The sequence below is a fragment of the Actinoplanes regularis genome (genome assembly GCF_900188005.1).
Classification (GTDB): Bacteria; Actinomycetota; Actinomycetes; order Mycobacteriales; family Micromonosporaceae; genus Actinoplanes; species Actinoplanes regularis.
The window spans coordinates 1-19,917 of the sequence record NZ_FZNR01000043.1; the positions used below are offsets into that span (position 1 = coordinate 1).

18 protein-coding genes are annotated in these 19,917 nt (G+C 70.0%); 4 read left to right on the forward strand and 14 right to left on the reverse strand.

Annotation, left to right across the window (positions count from 1 at the left end; all coding sequences use genetic code 11):
- On the forward strand, positions 1–795 hold a 795-nt coding region (locus tag CHC09_RS44045; protein WP_244911634.1), incomplete at its 5' end, for an FGGY family carbohydrate kinase.
- 9 nt (positions 796–804) lie between these two features.
- Here CHC09_RS44045 and CHC09_RS44050 read toward each other — a convergent pair.
- The 3 genes from CHC09_RS44050 to CHC09_RS44060 all read right to left on the reverse strand — a co-directional run bounded on the left by CHC09_RS44050 (position 805) and on the right by CHC09_RS44060 (position 4,950).
- Positions 805–1,548 carry a hypothetical protein gene (locus CHC09_RS44050; RefSeq protein WP_089299239.1) on the reverse strand — a complete coding sequence of 248 codons (744 nt, stop codon included), beginning with the start codon at positions 1,546–1,548 and terminating at the stop codon, positions 805–807.
- Between the two features lie 165 nt (positions 1,549–1,713).
- Positions 1,714–4,263, reverse strand: a complete 2,550-nt coding sequence (locus tag CHC09_RS44055) for an NACHT domain-containing protein (RefSeq protein ID WP_089299240.1) — start codon at positions 4,261–4,263, stop codon at positions 1,714–1,716.
- 186 nt (positions 4,264–4,449) lie between these two features.
- Positions 4,450–4,950, reverse strand: a complete 501-nt coding sequence (locus CHC09_RS44060; RefSeq protein WP_143232937.1) for a GNAT family N-acetyltransferase — start codon at positions 4,948–4,950, stop codon at positions 4,450–4,452.
- Between the two features lie 63 nt (positions 4,951–5,013).
- Between CHC09_RS44060 and CHC09_RS44065 the strand changes: the two genes are divergently transcribed.
- On the forward strand, positions 5,014–5,742 hold the full coding sequence (locus tag CHC09_RS44065) for a class I SAM-dependent methyltransferase (protein WP_089299241.1): 729 nt from the start codon (positions 5,014–5,016) through the stop codon (positions 5,740–5,742).
- Between the two features lie 48 nt (positions 5,743–5,790).
- On the opposite strand, the gene CHC09_RS44070 is transcribed toward CHC09_RS44065, so the two are convergent.
- The 5 genes from CHC09_RS44070 to CHC09_RS44090 form a co-directional block, all read right to left on the reverse strand.
- A complete protein-coding gene (locus CHC09_RS44070; RefSeq protein ID WP_089299242.1) occupies positions 5,791–6,690 on the reverse strand; it encodes a class I SAM-dependent methyltransferase in 900 nt (299 codons plus the stop codon).
- A gap of 66 nt (positions 6,691–6,756) precedes the next feature.
- On the reverse strand, positions 6,757–7,302 hold the full coding sequence (locus CHC09_RS44075; RefSeq protein WP_089299259.1) for a YciI family protein: 546 nt from the start codon (positions 7,300–7,302) through the stop codon (positions 6,757–6,759).
- A gap of 28 nt (positions 7,303–7,330) precedes the next feature.
- A complete protein-coding gene (locus CHC09_RS44080) occupies positions 7,331–7,663 on the reverse strand; it encodes an STAS domain-containing protein (protein WP_089299243.1) in 333 nt (110 codons plus the stop codon).
- A gap of 136 nt (positions 7,664–7,799) precedes the next feature.
- Complete coding sequence (locus tag CHC09_RS44085; RefSeq protein ID WP_179277559.1) at positions 7,800–9,407, reverse strand: ATP-binding response regulator; 1,608 nt, start codon at positions 9,405–9,407, stop codon at positions 7,800–7,802.
- Positions 9,404–10,222, reverse strand: a complete 819-nt coding sequence (locus tag CHC09_RS44090) for a sensor histidine kinase (protein WP_179277560.1) — start codon at positions 10,220–10,222, stop codon at positions 9,404–9,406. Before CHC09_RS44090 ends, CHC09_RS44085 begins: the two co-directional genes overlap by 4 nt.
- Before the next feature lie 145 nt (positions 10,223–10,367).
- Between CHC09_RS44090 and CHC09_RS44095 the strand changes: the two genes are divergently transcribed.
- Positions 10,368–13,718: a response regulator gene (locus tag CHC09_RS44095; protein ID WP_179277561.1), complete on the forward strand. Its 3,351-nt coding sequence runs from the start codon at positions 10,368–10,370 to the stop codon at positions 13,716–13,718.
- Positions 13,719–13,786: 68 nt separating this feature from the next.
- On the opposite strand, the gene CHC09_RS44100 is transcribed toward CHC09_RS44095, so the two are convergent.
- The 6 genes from CHC09_RS44100 to CHC09_RS44125 form a co-directional block, all read right to left on the reverse strand.
- The gene (locus tag CHC09_RS44100; protein WP_089299247.1) at positions 13,787–14,434 is read right to left on the reverse strand and encodes a sensor domain-containing protein; all 648 of its coding nucleotides are present in this window, start codon (positions 14,432–14,434) and stop codon (positions 13,787–13,789) included.
- A gap of 64 nt (positions 14,435–14,498) precedes the next feature.
- Positions 14,499–14,909 carry a hypothetical protein gene (locus tag CHC09_RS48265; RefSeq protein ID WP_239138930.1) on the reverse strand — a complete coding sequence of 137 codons (411 nt, stop codon included), beginning with the start codon at positions 14,907–14,909 and terminating at the stop codon, positions 14,499–14,501.
- Between the two features lie 52 nt (positions 14,910–14,961).
- Positions 14,962–15,993 (reverse strand): hypothetical protein, encoded by a 1,032-nt coding sequence (locus CHC09_RS44110; RefSeq protein WP_089299248.1) that lies wholly within the window; start codon positions 15,991–15,993, stop codon positions 14,962–14,964.
- Positions 15,986–16,327 (reverse strand): PadR family transcriptional regulator, encoded by a 342-nt coding sequence (locus CHC09_RS44115; RefSeq protein WP_307833964.1) that lies wholly within the window; start codon positions 16,325–16,327, stop codon positions 15,986–15,988. The genes CHC09_RS44110 and CHC09_RS44115 overlap by 8 nt, the downstream gene beginning before the upstream one ends.
- A gap of 9 nt (positions 16,328–16,336) precedes the next feature.
- The gene (locus tag CHC09_RS44120) at positions 16,337–17,086 is read right to left on the reverse strand and encodes a DUF4184 family protein (protein ID WP_089299249.1); all 750 of its coding nucleotides are present in this window, start codon (positions 17,084–17,086) and stop codon (positions 16,337–16,339) included.
- Positions 17,087–17,116: 30 nt separating this feature from the next.
- Positions 17,117–17,509 carry a hypothetical protein gene (locus tag CHC09_RS44125; RefSeq protein WP_089299250.1) on the reverse strand — a complete coding sequence of 131 codons (393 nt, stop codon included), beginning with the start codon at positions 17,507–17,509 and terminating at the stop codon, positions 17,117–17,119.
- 143 nt (positions 17,510–17,652) lie between these two features.
- Here CHC09_RS44125 and CHC09_RS44130 point away from each other — a divergent pair, with 143 nt between their 5' ends.
- On the forward strand, positions 17,653–19,902 hold the full coding sequence (locus CHC09_RS44130; protein ID WP_089299251.1) for a catalase: 2,250 nt from the start codon (positions 17,653–17,655) through the stop codon (positions 19,900–19,902).
- The last annotated feature ends 15 nt before the right edge of the window (positions 19,903–19,917 follow it).

Here is a 19,917-nt window from a genome sequence, read left to right on the forward strand (position 1 = left end):
GTGCCGATCGCGGCCGCGATCGGCGACCAGCAGGCGGCCCTGTTCGGACAGACCTGCTTCGAACCCGGCGACGCCAAATGCACCTACGGCACCGGCGGATTCCTGCTGCTCAACACCGGGACCACGCCGGTGCGCTCCACGCACGGGTTGATCACCACGGTCGGGTACCGGATCGGTGATCAGCCGCCGGTGTTCGCGCTGGAGGGCTCGATCGCCATCGCCGGCTCGCTGGTCCAGTGGATGCGCGACGGGCTCGGCCTGATCGGCACCCCGGCCGAGATCGAGACGTTGGCCGCCACGGTCGCCGACAACGGTGGGTGCTACATCGTGCCCGCGTTCTCCGGGCTGTTCGCACCGCACTGGCGCAGCGACACCCGGGGGGTGATCGTGGGCCTGACCTCGTACATCACCAAGGCTCACCTGGCCCGGGCGGTCCTCGAGGCGACCGCCTGGCAGACCCGCGACGTCGTCGACGCGATGAACGCCGACTCCGGACTGGCCCTGACCGCCCTCAACGTCGACGGCGGGATGACCGCCGACAATCTGCTCATGCAGTATGTCGCGGACGTCCTCGACGTGCCGGTGACCCGGCCGATGGTCGCCGAAACCGTCTCCCTGGGTGCCGCCTACTCCGCGGGCCTGGCCGTCGGCTTCTGGTCCGACCCGCGTGACCTGCGCGCGAACCGCCATCGTGCCGGCCGCTGGCTACCCACCATGGACCCCGCGAAGCGCGCCGCCGAGCATGCCACCTGGCGGCGTGCCATCGCCGCCGCCGTGTTCTTCAGCGAACCCTGACGGCGCGGCTCACTCCGCCTCGCAGCTCAGGGGAGCGATTCTGGTGGCGTCGAGGAGAGGTAGCCGCTGGGTGCAGACCTGGCCGCCCGCATGCACGTCCAGCTTCACGTCACCGCTGCTGACCTGGGTTGTCACCAGGGTCGCCGTGGCGACACCGGCCCGGTCGGCCGTGGTCAGAGACCGGCCGAGCGCCAGCTCGCCACCGGCCTCGTCGATGCCGGTCAGCTTCGCGTCCATCATGTCGCCGGGGGCCAGACCGGGGATGCTCACCTGGACCGTGAGCGTCCAGGCGCCGGGGACCCCCGCGGCCAGCGCGACGTTCGCCTGTGGGCGCTCCGGCACACTCGGCTCGTCGTGCGCGGCGATCAGCCCGGTCACCGCGGCCAGGATCAGTCCGGTCACGCTGAGCACGCCGGCCACCGCCGTGCTCGCCAGGCCCGATCGCAAGTTGATGGCGCGCACCGCGCCGAACACGGCGACCGCCACCGCGAGCGCGCCCGCACCGGCGGTCGATCCGGCGAGCACCTCGGTCGCGGTCGTCTCCGCCTGCCGCGCCGCGAGCCACAGCCCACCGCCGGTCACCATCAGCCCGAGCAGGCCGATCGCCGCATTCGTCAGCCCTGCCGACGCCGTCGCCAGTTCGGTGCTGCCGCCCAGCCGGGCCGGTCCTCCGCCGCGTTCGACGGCCGCCCGAGGCTGCGGTGCGGGTTCCCGGCCTTCGTCGGGATGCCGCTCCGACGTCGTCTCGTCCATACGTTCGTTGCCCCCATCGAGTCGATCTTCGGCCGTCGCATCGAGCGGGATCCCGGTGACAGCGCGCCGACGCTAGCGCATTTGATCAACACTAGGAGGTGCCGAGGCCGACGCGGGGCGGTTCCGCGCTACGTCTGACAGCTCACCGCCGGCCGGCGCTCCGGCCTACTCGGCCGGCTGGGGTTCCAGCCAGTGGCGGCTGTCGTCGCTGGTGTAGGCCTCGCTCCAGTGCGACGGCTCGTCGTCGGCGCTGTCGGCGGCCGGTCCCGGGCGTACGCCCAGCATGGTCAGCGCGATCCCCAGCTCGGCCCCGGCGAGCAGCAGCGCCAGCGCGCCGCCGAGCGGGCCGAAACGGTTGTCCGGGCCGACCAGGCCGGTGCCGATCAGCCCGAAGGCGACCACCGCGACCACCGTCAGGAAGCCGCCGACCACCAGCTCGTCCCGGTCCCGGTTCCGGTCGCGGTGCAGCGGCCACCGCCGTCGCCGGTGCGGGCCGCCGGCCGTGCCGCGGTCGCGTTCCAGCCGCCGCCACGCCTCCGGATCCTCGTACCGGGCGCGCAGGAACAGGTTCGGCTCGGAGCAGGTGACCTCCTTCTCAGCAGCCCAGCAGAGCAGGGTCACCAGGTTGCTGTCGCGGCTCAGGCCCCGCTCGAACGGGTAGACCTCCCGGCGCAGCCCGTCGTCGGCGAACGGTGGACGCTGCGGTGGCTGGCGCTGCAGCTCCGCGAAGCAGACCGGGTCCATCGCCAGCCGCAGCAGCCGGTCGACGAGCCGCGCGACGGGAGCGGGCGGGGGTTGCGCCGCCGGCCCGCTGTCCCGGTCCGTCGAGGGTGCCGGCCGCGCGTCGCGCGGGCTACGGGACAGCTGCCGCCACAGCGGGCCGACCAGTCGCGGGTCGTTCGGGGCCAGCTCCGCGACCCGGGACACCAGGTCGTCGCCGGCCTCCAGGTCGTTCGACTCCTCGATCAGCGTGACGGCGATCTCCAGCGCCGGCTCGTACGTACCGCCGATGGCGTTGATCGCACCCGGCTCGCTGATCTTCGTGATCCAGTTGAACGCGGCGTCCCGGGCGGTGCGCCGGATCGCCGGCCGGCGGCCGGCCATCGCACTCAGCAGCGCCGCGAGGGCCGGGATCCGACGGTCCGGCTCCCGCTCCAGGACCTGTTCGACCCGGGCGACGATGTCGGCGCCGACCCGGTCGGCGCAGTTCGCGCCGGCGAGGCAGGCGCAGGCCAGCACCGGCGCCACCCCGGCGAGCCCGGCGAGGAACGGGGTGACCGGCGCCTGGTCGGCCATCGCCGTGTAGTACACGAACACCTGCCGCCAGTCCTGCTCGAGCGCGTGCCGGCGCAACCGGGCCCGGCCCGCCGAGCCGAGCAGGATCAGCTGCTCGGCGGCGAGGTGCTCCTGGATCGAGCGGTGGGCGAACCCGTACCGCCCCGCACCGGTCGGGGTCAGCAGCCCGGACCGGTCGAAGATCTCCCGGGCCAGGTCTTCGACCTCGTCCTCGGCGATGACCAGCCGGCCCCGGGTGATGCGCGTGTGCCGGACCAGATCGTCCTGCTGGAACGCGCCGAACCAGCCCCGGTCCAGCGCCGTCAGCGCGAAGCCGCGCAGCACGTCGTACTTGTCGGCCTTGTCGAAACGGTTCGCGGCGACCTGCCGGTCGTTCTGCAGGAAGCTGTGCCGGTCCAGCATCTCCGCGATCATCGTCTGGTAGAGGGCGGCGACCGAGCGCGGGATGTCCAACTGGACCCGCTCGGCGAACAGACCCACCGACATCGACAGCACCAACGGGTTGCGGTGCAGCTCGACCAGCCGGAGCCGGGTCAGCTCGGCCAGGAACCGTTCCGGGCCGTCCGGGTCGGGGAAGCGCTCGCGGAAGCGGTCCAGGTAGGCGAGGATCTGCGTCTCGGTCAGCGGCGACACCGCGTACAACTGGGTGGGCGCGTCGGCCGGCGGCCGCAATGCCACCTCGCGGTGCGCGTCCGGCCCGCCCGCGGCCAGCCAGTCCCGGCTGATCCGCAGGAAGCTGTGCCGGCGGCTGGTCACCACGAACCGGGCCCGGGCGGTCGGGAAGTCGCCGCTGTCGTTGCGGGTGAACGCGTGGATGTCGTTGAGCACCCGCTCGTAGCGCGCCGGATCCACCTCGTCGAGGCCGTCCAGCAGCACCACCAGGCGTCGCTCGGCGAGCAGCCGGCCGACGGTCTCGCGCGCTTCGCGCTCCGAGCCCTCCGGGTCCGCGGCGTGCATGAGCTTCACCAGGTAGTCGCCGAGCGGCTCGTGCTGCCAGGGCGCGGCCAGGATCCGTACCGGCACGAAGAACGGCACGTCGCGGGTGCGGCGCAGCAGCAGCGACACGCCGTACGCCTGCAGTGCGGTCGATTTTCCCGCACCGGCCTCGCCGAGCAGGATCACGTGCCCCTGCCCGTCCGCGACCCGCTCCACGTCCCCGTCCACCTGGTTCGTGTCGTGCTGCGCCGTCGCGAGCAGCGGGATGTAGGTCCGGTCGAGCCGTAGCTCGTCGCGCGCGTCGAGATACGGATTGCGGTAACTGCCGTACTCCCGCAGGAACCAGGCGCGGTAGCGCGGCTCCGGCGCCCCGCGGCGGACCGACCGCAGCCGCGCGGCCAGCCACCCGGTGACCCCGACGAGCGCGCCGAGCAACCCGAGGACCGCCTGCCACGCCTGCACCTGGTCGAGCAGCTCCCCCATCCGTCCATCGTGGCATCGCCGAACCGCGATGTCTCCGGACGCGAACGGTCCGCTCCCTTTCAAAACCATTCGCCGGTACGACCATGGAGTCCCACCTCCAGACCTTTCGGCCCAAGCCCCGTGCCATCTCGCGCGGCGCGGGCCTCCGCGCACGGCCCGGCCGCGCCGCCGGCCGGACCGCGTGGATCAGAGCCGTAGCTCCAGCTCCAGCTCGTGCCGGATCGGGATACCGTTCTCCTCCAGCGGGATGCTCGGCTTCAGCTTCCGTGCCCGGAGGACGGCGTCCCGGTCGAGACGAACCAGATCCAGACCACGCCGCTGGTAGAAGCGCAGCGCGTCCACGTTCTCGTTGGTGGTCACCAGCCACAACCGGGAGATCCGCGAGCGACGGGCCTGCTCGGTCAACCACGTCAGCAGGGCGGTTCCCGCGCCCGCCCCCGGCTCCACCGACGCCAACGACACGATCTCCCAACCGCCCGCTTGGTCCTCGCGGTAGGTGATCAGCCCGAGCCGCCGGCCGCCCCGCTCCGCAATCGCCGCCGCCGCACCGCGCGCGTCGATCAACTCGTCATGCACGGCCATCATGGTGCTGCCGAACGCGTCGCTCAACGTCTCTCGGATGAAGGTCTCGTCCGCAACGGTCGCGGCTCGGACCGACAGCGGGTTCGTCTCGATGGGGGAGTCCACAACAGGATTGTGGTCGGTTGAGGATTCGTGGCCCTACAGGCGACCGTTGGTAGGCTCGCGACCATGATCGATGCGGCGTTGTCCTTCGGTTCCGCGGCCCGCCTCTACGACTCCATCCGGCCGACCTACCCCGTCCCGGCGATCACTTCGGCGCTCGGTGCCGGCCCGATGCGTGTGCTGGACCTGGGGGCGGGCACCGGGCTGCTCACCGCGGCGCTGAGGGCGGCCGGGCATGACGTGGTCGCGGTTGAGCCGGATGAGCAGATGCGTGCCGTCGCCGCCGAACGTTGCCCGGGCACGCGGATTCTCGCCGGTAGCGCCGAGGACATTCCGTTGCCGGACGCGTCCGTCGACGCCGTACTGGTCGGTCAGGCTTATCACTGGTTCACGCCGCGGGACGCCCTGCCGCAGATCCACCGGGTGCTGCGCGACGGCGGCCTCTTCGCTCCGATGTGGAACGTCCGTGACGAACGGGTTCCGTGGGTGGCCGCGTTGTCGGGCATCGTCGGTGGCGAAGGGGCCGGCATGGACGACGCCTGGCGGTTCGGGCCGGTGACGCCGTGGTTCGCCGAGCCCGAGATGAGCCTGGTCGAGCATGTCGTGACGATCCGGGCGGACCGGCTGATCGACCTGGTGCGGTCCCGCTCGTACTACCTGACCGCGGACGACGCCGAGCGGGCCCGCCTGGAGCGGGAGATCGGCCGGTTGGTCACCACCGATCCGGCCCTGGCCGGCCTGGACAGCATCGAGATCCCTTACCGCACCCGCGTCTACCGGATGCGCCGGATCTGATTCGCGGGCCGCCGGTGCCGCCCCGGTCGAAACGGCGATGACCGTCGGTCAGCCGGCGGGATCCGCGAGTTGGAAGTGCCAGAGGACGGCAGCCGGGGTGTCCCCGAAGGCGGCGCTGGTGGCAGCGGGCGGAATGGCCAGCAGGGACCACGGCCAGGTGTCCCAGGGCGGGGTCTCGACGGTCTCCGGCATCGGTGCGTCATGGTGATCGCGGCCCGGCCGCGGCTCCTCGCAGGCGCGCACGAGCAGGCCGGCGGGCAGGGCGGCGGCAAGATAGTCGGCGGCCCGGTAGCGGTGGGACGGGATCATCTGGGGCTCGCCCGCCAGGGACCGCACCCGCGGCACCGAGCCGAGGGCGACCATCTCGTGGTGGATGTCGGTCACGATCAGGTGGCCGCCGGGGCGCAGGACCCGGGCGAACTCCGCGAGCGGGGGCCTCAGGTCCGGCAGGTGCGCGAGCGCGAGGGCGCACACTACGAGATCTACATGGTCGTCCGGCAGGGGCAGGCGGTGCAGGTCCGCCTGGTGGAACTCGGCGCTCGGGACCCGGGCGCGGGCCCGGGCCAGCATGTCGGGGGAGCTGTCCACCCCGATCACCCGATGCCCGCGCGCGGCCAGGTACGCGGTGTGGCGCCCGGTTCCGCAGGCGGCATCGAGCGCGACCCCGGGCGGCAACGCGTCGACGATGCCGTGGACGAACGGCTCCTCGAGCGGGAACAGTCCGTTCCCCGGCTCGTCGTACGTCTGCGACCAGATCCGATAGCCCGTCACGGTGTCCACCGCGGCCGAGGTGACCCCGTCCATGTCGAACGCCGGATCGTCCAGCAACCGGCGGATCTCCGCCACCCGGGCCTCGCCGAACTCGCGATCGAAGTCACCGCCGAAGGTCCGCAGCAGCGCGACCCCTTCGAGGCCGAGCAGATAGTGCAGCGGATGCTGGTAGGTCATGGCCCCACGCTAGGGAGACGACCTGCCCGCGACCATCGATTAACGTCCGGGCGACGCGTCCTCCGGTCAGCGGCGCCCGCCGAAGGCCCAGTTGTGCACCTCGATCGAGGCGTACCGGTCCGGTGTCAGCACGGCCCGGGCGGTGTCCGGGCCGGGGGCGCGGACCAGGGCGGCGGTGCCCAGCCAGGTCGTGCCGTCGTCGGCCAGCAGCGGCCCGTACGCGATCAGGTCCTCGCGGTCCGCCGGTACGGCGTCCTCCTCGGTTCCGGCCTTCTCGTCGCCGAGCCCGATCACCAGGTACCGGTCGTCACCCTCCCGGCCGCCGGGGAACTCCCACATGGTGCGGCCCAGCACGTTGCGCCACCGGCGCAGCAGCACGTCCCGGTAGACGCCGGCCTGGTAGCACGGTTCCTCGAAGACGAACGCCCGGGCGGCGGTGGCATCCGGCAGGTCGACGATGTGCACACTGCCGGTGGCGACGTCCTCGTCGGTGAACGTGGGACCGCGGGCGATGAGCGTGAACCCGTCCATGTACGACCAGTGCGCCTCGAGCAGCTCGCCGCGCAGGGCTCCGGAGCCCGGCCGGTCCCGGTGGTAGCAGAAGAACAGCATGCGTGACAGTCTCGGCCACCGGTACGGATCACCGCAGCCCCGGGCCGGCCGCCCCACCGGTAAGGGTCTGCTCGAGGTTGGTGACCTGCAGCAGCATCCGGACCACCGGGCCGTAGTCGCGCAGCCGGAAGGCGATGCCGCGCGCCCGTGCCGCCCGGTGGGCGGCGACGAACACGCCCAGGCCGATCGAGTCGAGGAACGACACCTGGTGCAGGTCCACTTCGAGCTGCGCGAAGCCGGGGCTCTCGACGGCCTGCCGCAGGATCTCGCGCAGCGCGGCGGCGCTGCCCGCGTCGATGTCGCCCTCGGGCACGATGACGACCCGATCGTCGTGCCGTCCGATCGTGCAGCCGAATTCCATGAGCGCATCTCCCTGTCGCGGTGTGCCGGGGCCTTGCCCGGAATGGTCCTCGGGCAAACCGGTTCCGCGGCACACGATGGGGGGATGCGGACGCCTGTCACGCGTCAGTTACGGTGCGTACGTGTACCGCGCGATGCTACGCGGCGGGTAGGTAGAGGTGTACCGCGGTGCCCCGGCCTTCCGCGGTGTCGATGACGAGCTGTCCGCCGGCCTGTTTCACCAGCCCGTACGAGGTGGCGAGGCCGAGCCCGGTGCCCCGGCCGCTGGGCTTGGTGGTGAAGAACGGCTCGATGGCGCGGCGGGCGACGTCGGGCGGCATGCCGGTGCCGGTGTCGATGACCGACAGCCGGACATGTTCGGTGCCGTCGAGTCCGGCGATCTGCGCGGACTCGCGAGCGTCGAGATTGGCGGTCTCGAATCGCAGTTCACCGCCGCCGGGCATGGCGTCCCGGGCGTTGATCGCGAGGTTCAGCAGCACCTGCCCGAGCCGGCCCTCGTCGATCAGGGTGGGGCGCAGCGCGGGGTCGAGGACGGTCCGCACGGTGATGTCGTCGCCGATGACGCTGGCGACCATGTCGCGGACTTCGCGCACGGCGTCGTTGCCGTCGACGACGGACGGTTTCACGATCTCTTCGCCGCCGATGGTGAGCATCTGGTGGCTGAGGTCGGCGGCCCTCTTGCCGGCCTGTTTCATGCGGTTGAGGGCGGTGAACACGTCGTCGGCGTCGGTCGTGTCGAGGCTGTCGCGGGCCTTGGAGACGATGTCGGAGACCAGGTCGGTGCTGGACATGACGATGTTCAGGACGTTGTTGAAGTCGTGCGCGACGCCGCTGGCGAGGCGGGCGAGGCTGGCGAACCGGTCGGCGGCTTCCTGGCGTACCGCCTCCTGCTGTTGTTCCTCATATTCGCGGCGTTGCTGTTCGGCGATCATCTCGGTGGTGACGTCGTCGACGACGACGATGAATCCGGTGGTTTCGTCGTCGTCTGTGATGGTGCTCAGGGTCGAGGTCACCCAGACCGTGTGGTCGTCGGAGAGGGTGATGCGGTGACGGTCGAACCGCCGGGTGTGGCTCGTCGGCCCTCGGGCGATCAGGTGGGCCGGGCGCCGATTCGAGGCGGAGAGGCAGATCAGCCAGCCGTCGTGCAGTAGTTCGTCGGCGGTGCGCCGCGTCATGCGCTGCAGCGCGGGGTTGACGTAGGTGGCGTGGCCGTCACGGTCGCCGAGCACGATGCCGACGGGCGCGGCTTCGGCGATGACGCGGAACCGTTCGTCGCTCTCCGCGAGGGCGTGCACCTTCTCGACCAGCTTCGCGTTCAGTGTACGCAGGTGGTCCCGGGTCGCCTCGAGCGTGTCGGGTGCGGGCTGGGCGACCGGGTGGGTGAGCGCCTCCCCGACGGCTCGGACGAGACTGTCCGGGCCGTCGTCCTTGAGCACGACCCGGGACACCCCGTAGGCGTCGGCGATCCCGCGAATCTCGTCCTCGCGGTAGTTGGCGGTGTAGAACAGCACGGGCAGTTCCGTGGTACCGGGGTCCTGGCGCAGCTCATGGACGAACTCATAGCCGTCCATGCCGGGCATGAGGACGTCCGCCACCACGAGGTCGGGGTGGTCGTCGCGCGCGATCCGTAACGCGGCGGGCCCGTCCGACGCCTCCAGCACGTGGTATCCGGCCTCCTCCAGCGAGGCGCGGGCGATCTCGCGGTTGGCCGGCCGGTCGTCGACGACGAGGACGCGGGGGATCACGGTCGCTCCTGGTCGCCGCGCCGATCGCCGACCGGGAACGTAACGATGAAAGTGGTGCCAGCCGACCGGGTGGGCTCCTCGGCGGCCAGTTCGATCCCGCAGCCCAGGACCTCGGCGATCACCGATGCCGCGTGCAGGCCGAGACCGCACCCGGTGCTGCCCGCGGCGGCCTGGCCGCGGAAGAACGGGCGGGTGAGGTCCTCGCGCTCGCCGGAGGTGACGCCGCGACCGGTGTCGTGGATCTCCACGCGACGCGGGGTGCCGGGGGCCGTGTCCGGCACGGTGACGGTCACCGCGCCGGAGTCCGTGAAGGTGATCGCGTTGTCGAGGATGCGGGCGATCAGCGCGCCGGCGAGCGACGCGTCGGTGACGACACGGGCTTGTGGGCCGCCGATGACGGTGAGGGTGAGCGACCGGTCGTCGGCCGCGGCACGGGATCTGTCGACGGTCTGCCGTACCAGGTCGGAGAGGTCGACCTCCTCGTACCGCACCGTCGTGGCACCGGACCGCAGGTGGCCGGCGAGCAGGAGGTTGTCCAAGGCTCCTTGCAGGCTGTCGGCGTTGTTCAGGATCAGCTTCAGCTGCCGTTCGCGAACCTCGGCGGGGGTGGGTTGCTCGACGGTCCGGAGCAGGATTCCGGCGAGTCCGGTGATCCCGCTGATCAGGTTGCTGAATTCGTGCCGGGCGACCGAGTACAGGTCACACTCGCCGGTGGTTGAGCTGTCGACGGCCGCGCGGAGAAGGTCGAAGGGTGCGGTGTGCTCACCGGGCGTGTCCCGGTGCTGGGACGGATCGCCGTTGGCCCCAGTATCCACCAGGTCATCGAAACATGAATGTCGTATTGGCGTGTCCCTTCCGGCAAGCGCTCGCGGGATTCCGCGTCGCGGAGCGCGGCCGTTCTCGCGGTCAGAAGTATCAGAAGCGTGAGTCGCCGGAATGGCGATGGTTCATGATGCAGGAATGCCCGACCAGTCGGCGGATCGAGCGGAGCACGGTCACGGGTGCGGCGGCAACAGGCCGATGAAAACTGTCGTGACCGTGTCGCTGTTCCTGGTCGGCTACGTCGTGTTGCAGCAGATCGGCCTGTGGCTGGTGGTGTCCGCGGTGGAGTTGGCCGTGTTCTGGCCGGTGCTGGGCTTCGCGATGGCCGTGCTGGCCCGGGTGCCTGTCCGGATGTGGCCCGTCTACGTAGGCCTTCTGTCGGTGGCCACCCTGGTCGGAAACATACTGAATGGGAACACGGTACCGGGATCGGTGATCTACGCGCTGGCAAACGCTCTCCAGGTGGTCGGCGGCGCGGTCCTGGTCCGGCGTGCTCGGGCGAACGGCGAGGAATGCGGATTCGGGACCACCTCGTGGATCACACGTGCCCTGCTTCCCGCCGCGCTGCTTCCGCCCGCTGCCGCAGCACTGGTGGCCACGACGACGGTGATGATCGACAGCGGGGTCGCGGCGTCGGCCGGGCTGTTCTGGTGGTTGTGGTTCTCCTCCGGCGCGCTCGGTGTGCTCGCGATGCTGCCCGTGGTGGAGGCATGTAGCGGCATCGGCTGGCAGCATCGTTGGTCGGCGCTCAGGTTGGTCGAAGGGCTCTTGGTGGTCGTGGTCGAGGCCGCGTTGTTGGTGAAGGTCTTCGCGGCTGAAGGGGACGGCCCATACCAAACCTGGCAATGGCCGTTCGTGTTGCTGCCGGCTGTGCTCTGGGCGGCGGTTCGATTCGGCCTCAGGTTCACCACCGTGTTCGCCGCGGCACTGACCACCGCGGTCGTCGGGGGTACCGCGGGCGGCTACGGGCCGTTCGCGCAACAGGCCAGCATGAACGACCGGATGTTGTCCGTTCAAGGCTTCTGTGTCGTCATGTTCCTTTCCTCGCAGGTGATAGCGCACGCCATCGCTACCCGCGAAACCGCGGAACGGACGCTGCGCGAGCGCTCGGAAGCAATGAGCCTCGCTGTCGAGGGCATCGCTTTCATCGACCCGCAGGGCCGATACGTCCGGGTCAACCCCGCCTATGCCGCCAGCCTCGGTAACATCCCGGAACAGTTGGTCGGCCAGTCGTGGGAGTCGACCGTCCACCCCGACGACGTGCCGGCGCTACGGGCCGCATACGAGACCATGCTGCGAGAAGGCAAGGCCACCGTAACCGCGCGTGGTGTTCGCCGTGACGGCACGATCTTCTTCCAGGAAATCACCATGATCACCCAAAGTGATGCCGACGGGCGTCCGACCGGGCACCACTGCTTCGTACGTGACATCACCCAACGGCAGAGCGCGGAACAACGTGTCAGCCAGTTCTTCGCACTCTCTCAGGACCTGCTCTGCATGCTCGGCAGCGACGGGTACTTCAAGCGGGTCAACCCGGCCTGGACCGAAACGTTGGGCTACACCGAACACGAGTTGCTGTCCCGCACATACACCGATTTCATCCACCCCGACGATCGGGAGGCCACACTGGCGCAACTCGCGAAAACCGTCTCCAACGCCGCCACCAACCCCCTCTTCGACAACCGATACCGATGCAAGGACGGCTCCTACCGCTGGCTGCGCTGGACCTCCTCCATCGACGAGGTCGACAAGATGCTGTACGGCGTCGCCAGAGACGTCACCGAGGCCAAGGAGACCGAGCGGGCAATGGCGCTGGCGCGTGACCAGGCGCTCGAGACGGCCAGGATGAAGACGCAGTTCGTCGCCACGATGAGTCATGAGATCCGGACCCCCATGAACGGCGTCATCGGGCTCGCCGACCTGCTGGAGCGCACCACACTGACCGAAAAACAACGTCGTTACGTCGATGGGATCCGTACCGCGGGCAGCGGCCTGTTGGACATCATCAACGACATCCTCGACTACTCGAAGATCGAATCCGGAAAGATCGTTCTCGAAGAGAGCGATTTCGACCTGGCCCGCCTCATCGGCGACACCGCAGCGCTGCTCGGCGACAGCGCACGACGCAAGAACCTGTACTTGAACGTCGAGGTCGATCCGGCACTGCCATCCGGGCTGCACGGCGACCCGGGTCGTCTCCGGCAGATCCTGCTGAACCTGATCGGCAACGCCATCAAGTTCACCGAACGTGGCGGCGTCACCGTCCGCGCCGAGGCGGTCGCCCAGCCGGCCGGCGTCGCGCCCGGCCAGTTCATGCTCGCCATGTCGGTCCGAGATACCGGCATCGGGATGGATAAAGCCACGCAGTCCCGGATCTTCGAGCCCTTCCGGCAGGCTGACGCCTCCACCACCCGGGTGTACGGCGGAACCGGGCTCGGCCTGGCCATCACCCGGCAGCTCGCCCACGCGATGGGCGGTGACGTGACTGTCGACAGTGGCCCGGGCCTCGGCGCCACATTCACCGTCACCGTGCTGCTGACGACCGCCGCCGGCGACACCGCCCACGTCGATCCCCTGGCCCGGTCGGCGCTGCGCATTCTTGTCGTCGACGACAACGAGATCAACCAGTTCATTCTGAACGACAATCTCGAACAGTGGGGGATGCGAAGCGAATCCGTGTCATCCGCGCACGAGGCCCTCGCCCTTCTGCGCGACGAAGCCGCCAACGGGCGCAGGTTCGACCTCGCCATCATCGACATGCATATGCCGATGATGGACGGGTTACAGCTCAGTATGGCCATCTCCCAGCATGCGGAGATCCCGGCCACCCCTATCATCCTGTTTACCTCGGGTGACCAGATAACCAAGGATGAAGCCGCGCGAGCCGGGATCCGCGCTTCATTGACCAAGCCTGTCGACCATTCCACACTGCTCGACACCCTGATCGGTATCACCGGCTCCCCCCAGTCCATTTCCGCGCCCCTCGATAAGCACGGCGCCGGCCGGATACTGCTGGTCGAGGACAACGACATCAACCAAATCGTCGCCGCCGACCTTCTCGACCAGTTGGGATACGACGTCGACATAGCCGCCGACGGCATCGAAGCCATCGCCAAGGCGACCGAGAACGACTACAACGCCATCCTGATGGACTGTCAGATGCCGCGAATGGACGGATACACCGCGACGGCCGGCCTCCGGGCTCAAGCGTCCACCGCGGCCATACCGATCATCGCCATGACCGCCGACGCCTTTGAAGAGGGCAGGGAACGGTGCATCGCGGCCGGCATGAACGACTATCTGTCCAAACCGATCCACGCCGACGAACTCGAGAGAACCCTCACCCGCTGGGTACACGATGAAGGGGCCGGGGAACCCGAGAGCCCCCTGCCCCATGATCGTCATCCGGGCTCGACCTCGACCTCGACCTCGACCTCGACCTCGGCTTCGGTGGAGAGCCGCGCGAGCGGCAAGCGGTCGTCGAACTGACCGACTCGGCGGACCGCGCGTGGCGGGCCCGACCCGGCTCGAGCGCACCACTCCGGTGCTGCTCGGCTTCAGCGAGGCTGGCCGGTCAGCAGCCTTTGGGCGAAGCGGGCCTCGAAGGTCGCCGACCAGCGGACGACCGCCGGCAGCGTGGCCGCGAAGGCCACGGCGCCCACCAGGTAACAGACCACCGTGGTCAGATAGGCGTCGCCGAGGCCGAGCATCTCCGGCAGTTCCTGGCTGTCGTCCGGCAGCGCCCAGCCCCACAGCGCCCAGGTGAGTCCGCCGAGCATGCCGGCCCACCACGTCACGGTCAGTGCGAAGGCGACGGTGCTCGGAAGGAAGCGCAGCGTCGCGTGGGCGAGGTCCCGCCAGGTCTGCCGGTCGCCGAGCGCGGTGACCAGCCGCCGGAGCGGGTTGGTGGAGCCGGAGGCGCGGTAGTCGGGGCGAGCGAGCGGCTCTCCGAGCACTCGCGCGATCCGGCCGCGCTCGGTCTCGGCGAACCCGCGGGACATCCCGACGGCGAAGATCATCAGAGGTACGCCGATCCAGAGCACCGCCGTCCCGGCGCCGGCCGCGAAGCCGGTCGTCGCGACGACCAGCGAGGCCAGCCCCAGGGGCAGCCCGGTCAGTACGTAGCGAGTGTCCGCACCGACCCGCGGCAGGAACCGCACGGCCGGCGCGGGCACGAGGTCCGCGTCGAGCTGCGTCGTGGTCATACCCGGACGCTATCCATCGACGCCGTCGCATTCGATGGGGTGGGCTACCCCATCGATGGTGGTGCTAGCCCCACCACTGCTCGGCCCTCAGATAGAGCCCGTAGAGGGCCACGCCGAAGATGGCGAGCGCGGGGATCATCGCCACGACGGTGACAGTGGTCTTGTGGCCGACGGAAACCTGCTGGCCGGGAGCACCGAGACTGCCCCTGGCGAAGGTGAACGACGGGGCCATGTACTCCAGCGCCACACCCTGCTCCGGGACCATGACGTCGAGGCGCGCGCGGCCGGCCCGGCGGGGGAGGGCGTAGGGCACGTAGATCTCGATGCGGTGCGGCCCGCCGACGACCACGTCGAAGTAGTTCTGGCCCCAGTCGTGGACGGGGACCTCGTGGCCGTCGACGGTCACACGGGGCTTGGTCATGCCGTAGACGAAGGCGCCGGCGGGGTACCGCAGGTCGATGGAGAGGCCAGCCATCAGTTGCTCACAGGTGCTCGGCGGAACGGGATCTTGAGCACTCTATTCGAGGTCAGCCCTCCACCGGCTCGGCCGGGTTCACCGGTTGGAGCCGGTCCACCTGCGCCGCCTCGCGCAGCAGCACCAGCACGCCGAAGAGGGTGAGCCCGATGATCGTCGGGGCCAGCGGGTTCGCGAACTGATTGCCCAGCGGGTACATCAGCGTGGAGCTGAGGAACGTCGTCCCGCCGCCGGTCAGCGGAATCATGCTCAGCACGCTGTCGAGACTGTTCACCACACAGGCGACCAGGGCCGGAACGCCGAGCAGCAACAGCCGCCGCCGGGTCGCCGGGGCGGTCCGGGACACCCGATGCGCCAGCCAGGTCATCGCCTGCCAGGCCAGCAAACCGCCGATCACGAAACCGGCGATCGCGCCGGCCGGCAGTCCCGGCGGCTCGACCGGGTACCAGCTGATGTCGACCGCGGCGACGTCGTGGGGCGCGGCGACGCGGATCAGCGCGCCGTCCCGTTCGGCCCAGAACACGCCCGACACCCGTGCGCCCATCGTCCAGCCGTCCCGCCGCAGCCGCTGGTACGCCGCATCCACGACGGCCGTCGAGTCCTGCACGACGTAGCCCCGGTTCTGCTCCTCCGGCACCGGGAGCGAGCCGCTCCAGCCCTCGTCGCCGAAGGTCTGCAGGACATTGGAGGTCGCGGCGAAGTAGGCCGTCATCGCGGGCTGACCGCCGGCGTCGTTCATGGACGACGCCGCCGGCTGCCCGGCCAGTTCGTCGCTGAGCGCGGCGAGCCGGGGCGGGTCCGGGCGCTGGGCGGCGAAGACGGCGAGGGCACCGGCGCCGCTGAACACCACGGCGACCCAGATCGTGACCAGGGTGGCCGCGACTCCACTGATCCAGTTCGGCGGGACGAACCGGTAGCGCAGGCCGATCAGCAGCAGATACATCGCCTCGCCGCGGGATGGGCGGGTCTGGCCCGGCTCGGCCGCGTCCATCAGCGTGGTCAGGATCTCCAGGCCGCGCTCGCGACGGTAGAACCGCGGGTACGCCAGAAGCAGCCGACGGTAGGAGAGCTCCAGTTCAGGCATGCTGAACTCCCCCGATGAAGCCGAACGCCTCGCGCAGCCGGGTCGCGGCCACCTTCGCGTTCGACTGGAGCCTCTCCACCGCCGCCTCGAGTGCTGTCCGACCGTCGTCGGACAGCACGTAGTAACGACGCAGCCGGCCACCGACGGCCTCTTCCCGGTCCACCATGATCAGGCCGTCCGAGCTGAGCCGGTCGAGCGCGGCGTAGAGCGTGCCGGCTTTGAGCTGGACCCGCCCCTCGGACAGCCGTTCGACCGCCTGCATGATCCCGTAACCGTGCAGGGGCGTTCGTACCAGGGCGGTAAGGATGAAGAACGTCGGTTCCTGCATCGTCATGCGACGAAACTATAGACGATCTCTATATATAGTCAATCTGTATATGAGAAGCCACCAGGCCGCGGTGACCGCGGCCAGGCCGCCGGCGCCCAGCGCGGCGCCGCGGGAGAAGCCGACGAACAGGGAGTCGGTGAGGAGCCCGTGCAGGAAGCCGGCGGCAGCCGGGCCGAGGATCGCCGCCCAGGCGAGCACGCGGATCCGCGGTGACAACACTTCGCCTGTCGTACGCTCGGGCGCGCCTCGCCACCAGGCGACGATCCAGCCGACGACGATCGCCGTGCCGACGAGGTCGCTGACGTGGTGCATCCACTGCCATCCCAGCAACGCGCCGTGGCGGGACGCCAACCACGGGACGTACCGCGGCCCCCACATCCAGTCGTGGGTGAGGCCGTCCCAGAGGAGGTGGGTCGCGGCCCCGATCAGGACCGCCGCGAGCACCCGGGCGACACGGTTCGCCGAGGAGAAGTGGAACGCGAGCCCTCTGGGGACATCGGCTGGAATGCGGGTGGACACGGCGCGAGGAGCGAGAGCGACCGTGGCCGGGCCGATCAGTGCCTGCCACAGCAGGAATGCGATCGTGCCGAGCACCAGGTCCACCGTGGCGAGACCCAGCGGGGTGTGGGCGAAGTGAACCAGAGCCGGGAACGGCACCACCATCGGCAGGTCGGGGGCGATGGCGCCGATCACCAGGGCGGAGACCGGCAGTCCGCGACGAACGATGGGAAGCACCGCGGCCGGATGAATCGCGGTGAAAGGCATTCCGCATCGTACGTCGCGTCTGTCGAGGCCCTACCTCCGCAGGATGACACCGGCCAGGACCAGCAGGAGCATGACGATGGTGAAGGCCCAGACGGCCTTGAACCCGCTGGACTTCTGCTGGCCGGGCGCGCCGAGGCTGCCCTTGGCGAACGTGATCGAAGGGGCCATGTACTCCAGCGCCACGCCCTCCTCCGGGACCATGACGTCGAGCTTCGCGCGCCCGACGCGCCGCGGGAAGACGTACGGGACGTAGATCTCGACGCGGTGCGGCCCGCCGACGACCACGTCGAAGTAGTTCTGGCCCCAGTCGTGGACCGGTACGTCGTACCCGTCGATGGTCAGGCGGGGTTTGGTCATGTCGTAGAGGAAGGCGCCGGCGGGGCGCCGCAGGTCGATGCAGAGAGCGGCCATCGCGATGCTCACAGGTTCGTCGGGACGGAAATTGGGAGCACTCTATGCGACTGGATCATGGGCTGCATGCCGGTCCGGCGGCGAATCCAGTTTGCGCCGGGAGCGGCCGGGTATCCGGAGGCAGCCGTATACCCGGTATCAAGGAGTTCGTCCCGATGGAATCGCATACGCCTGCTGAAGCCGTGAAAAATACTGTTTCTGCAGGGACAGGTGAGGCAATGACGGGTGAGAAGAAGCCGGACGTGCCCGGCAAACCGGGGACGGGCGAACCGACCCTCGCCGAGCCCACCACGCCGCGGGGGCCACTGCCGCCCGACCCGGCGCAGGGCCGGCCGGACACCCGCACGCCTACGGGTGCGGAGACCGGTGCCCCGCCGACGGCGTACGGGCAACAGGGTGCCTTCCTGACCACCGCCCAGGGTGCCCGGCTCCGCGACACGGACCACTCGTTGAAGGCCGGGCCGCGAGGCCCGATCCTGCTGCAGGACCACCACTTCCGTGAGAAGATCACCCACTTCGACCACGAGCGGATCCCGGAGCGGGTCGTGCACGCCCGCGGAGCGGGCGCGCACGGCGTCTTCACCAGCTACGGCAGCGCGGCGAACCTGACCTGTGCCGGCTTCCTCCGGGAGAAGGGGAAGGAGACCGAGGTCTTCGTCCGCTTCTCCACCGTGCTCGGCTCGCGCGGCTCGGCCGACACCGTCCGGGACACCCGCGGGTTCGCGACCAAGTTCTACACCGACGAGGGCACGTTCGACCTGGTCGGCAACAACATGCCGGTCTTCTTCATCCAGGACGCGATCAAGTTCCCGGACATCGTGCACGCCGCGAAGTGGCACCCGGACCGGGAGATCCCGCAGGCGCAGAGCGCGCACGACACGTTCTGGGACTTCGTCTCGCTGCACACCGAGGCCCAGCATCACACCATGTGGAACATGTCCGACCGGGGCATCCCGCGCTCCTTCCGGACCATGGAGGGCTTCGGCGTCCACACGTTCCGGCTGGTCGACGACGCCGGAGGGACCGTCCTGGTCAAGTTCCACTGGAAGCCGAAGCTCGGCGTGCACTCGCTGGTCTGGGAGGAGGCCCAGCTCGCGAGCGGCGTCGACCCGGACTTCCACCGGCGCGACCTGTACGACTCGATCGAGGCCGGCGCGTACCCGGAGTGGGAACTTGGCCTGCAGGTCTTCCCGGACACCCCGGAGGAGACGTTCGCCGGGATCGACCTGCTCGACCCGACAAAGGTCGTGCCGGAGGAGCTCGCCCCGGTGCAGCCGGTCGGCAAGCTGGTCCTGAACCGGGCACCGACCAACTTCCACGCCGAGGTCGAACAGGTCGCGTTCCACCTGGGCAACCTCGTGCCGGGCATCGACGTCACCAACGACCCGCTGCTGCAGGGGCGGCTCTTCTCCTACCTGGACACCCAGCTCACCCGGCTGGCCGGCCCGAACTTCCCGCAGATCCCGATCAACCGGCCGCACGCGCCGGTCAACGACATGCTCCGGGACGGCTTCCACCAGCACGCCGTGCATTCGGGCGTGGCACCGTACAAACCGAACTCGCTCGACGGCGGCAACCCTTTCCCGACCGGGGAGAACGCGTTCCTCGACGTGCCGGTCACGGTCACCGAGGCGCCCAAGGTCCGGGACCTGCCGGTCTCGTTCAAGGACCACTTCAGCCAGGTACGCCTGTTCTGGCTGAGCATGAGCCCGGTCGAGCGCGAGCACATCATCCGGGCCTACACGTTCGAGCTCAGCAAGTGCTATCACCAGGAGATCCGGGAGCGGCAGTTGCTCTGCCTGGCCAACATCGACCCGGTGCTGTGCGAGCGGGTCGCCGCCGGCCTCGGGCTGCCCGCGCCGGAACCGGCGATCCCGCTCGCCGACGTCACGCCGAGCCCGGCGCTGTCGCAGATCGGCCGGCAGTGGCCGGCCGACGGCCGGATCATCGGCATCGTCGTCGACGAGACCGGCGGTGACGACGCGGTCGCCGGGATCCGCGAGACGATCGCCGGTGCCGGGCTGGTTCCGCTGATCATCGCTCCGCGCGGCGGCAAGGTCGGGGGACTGACCGTGCACCGTACGTTCGCCACCGCCCGCTCGATCGAGTACGACGCGCTGCTGCTGGCCGCCGCGCCGCCACCGGCGGCCGACGTGGCCCCGGCCCGGGGTTCCTCGCGTACCGCCGACGTGGACCCGCGCGTGAACATGCTGGTCGACGAGTGTTGGCGGCATGCCAAAGCGATCGGCGGCTGGGGTGCCGGCGCCGAACTGCTGCGGCGGAGCGGCCTGGCCGATACCCCGGGTGTCGTCACCCAGGAGAGCGCGACCGGGGTCCTCGCCGCCGTACAGCAACTGATGGCCGAGCACCGCGTCTGGGAACGGTTCCCCGCCACGGTCGCCTGACCCTTCCGGATCGTA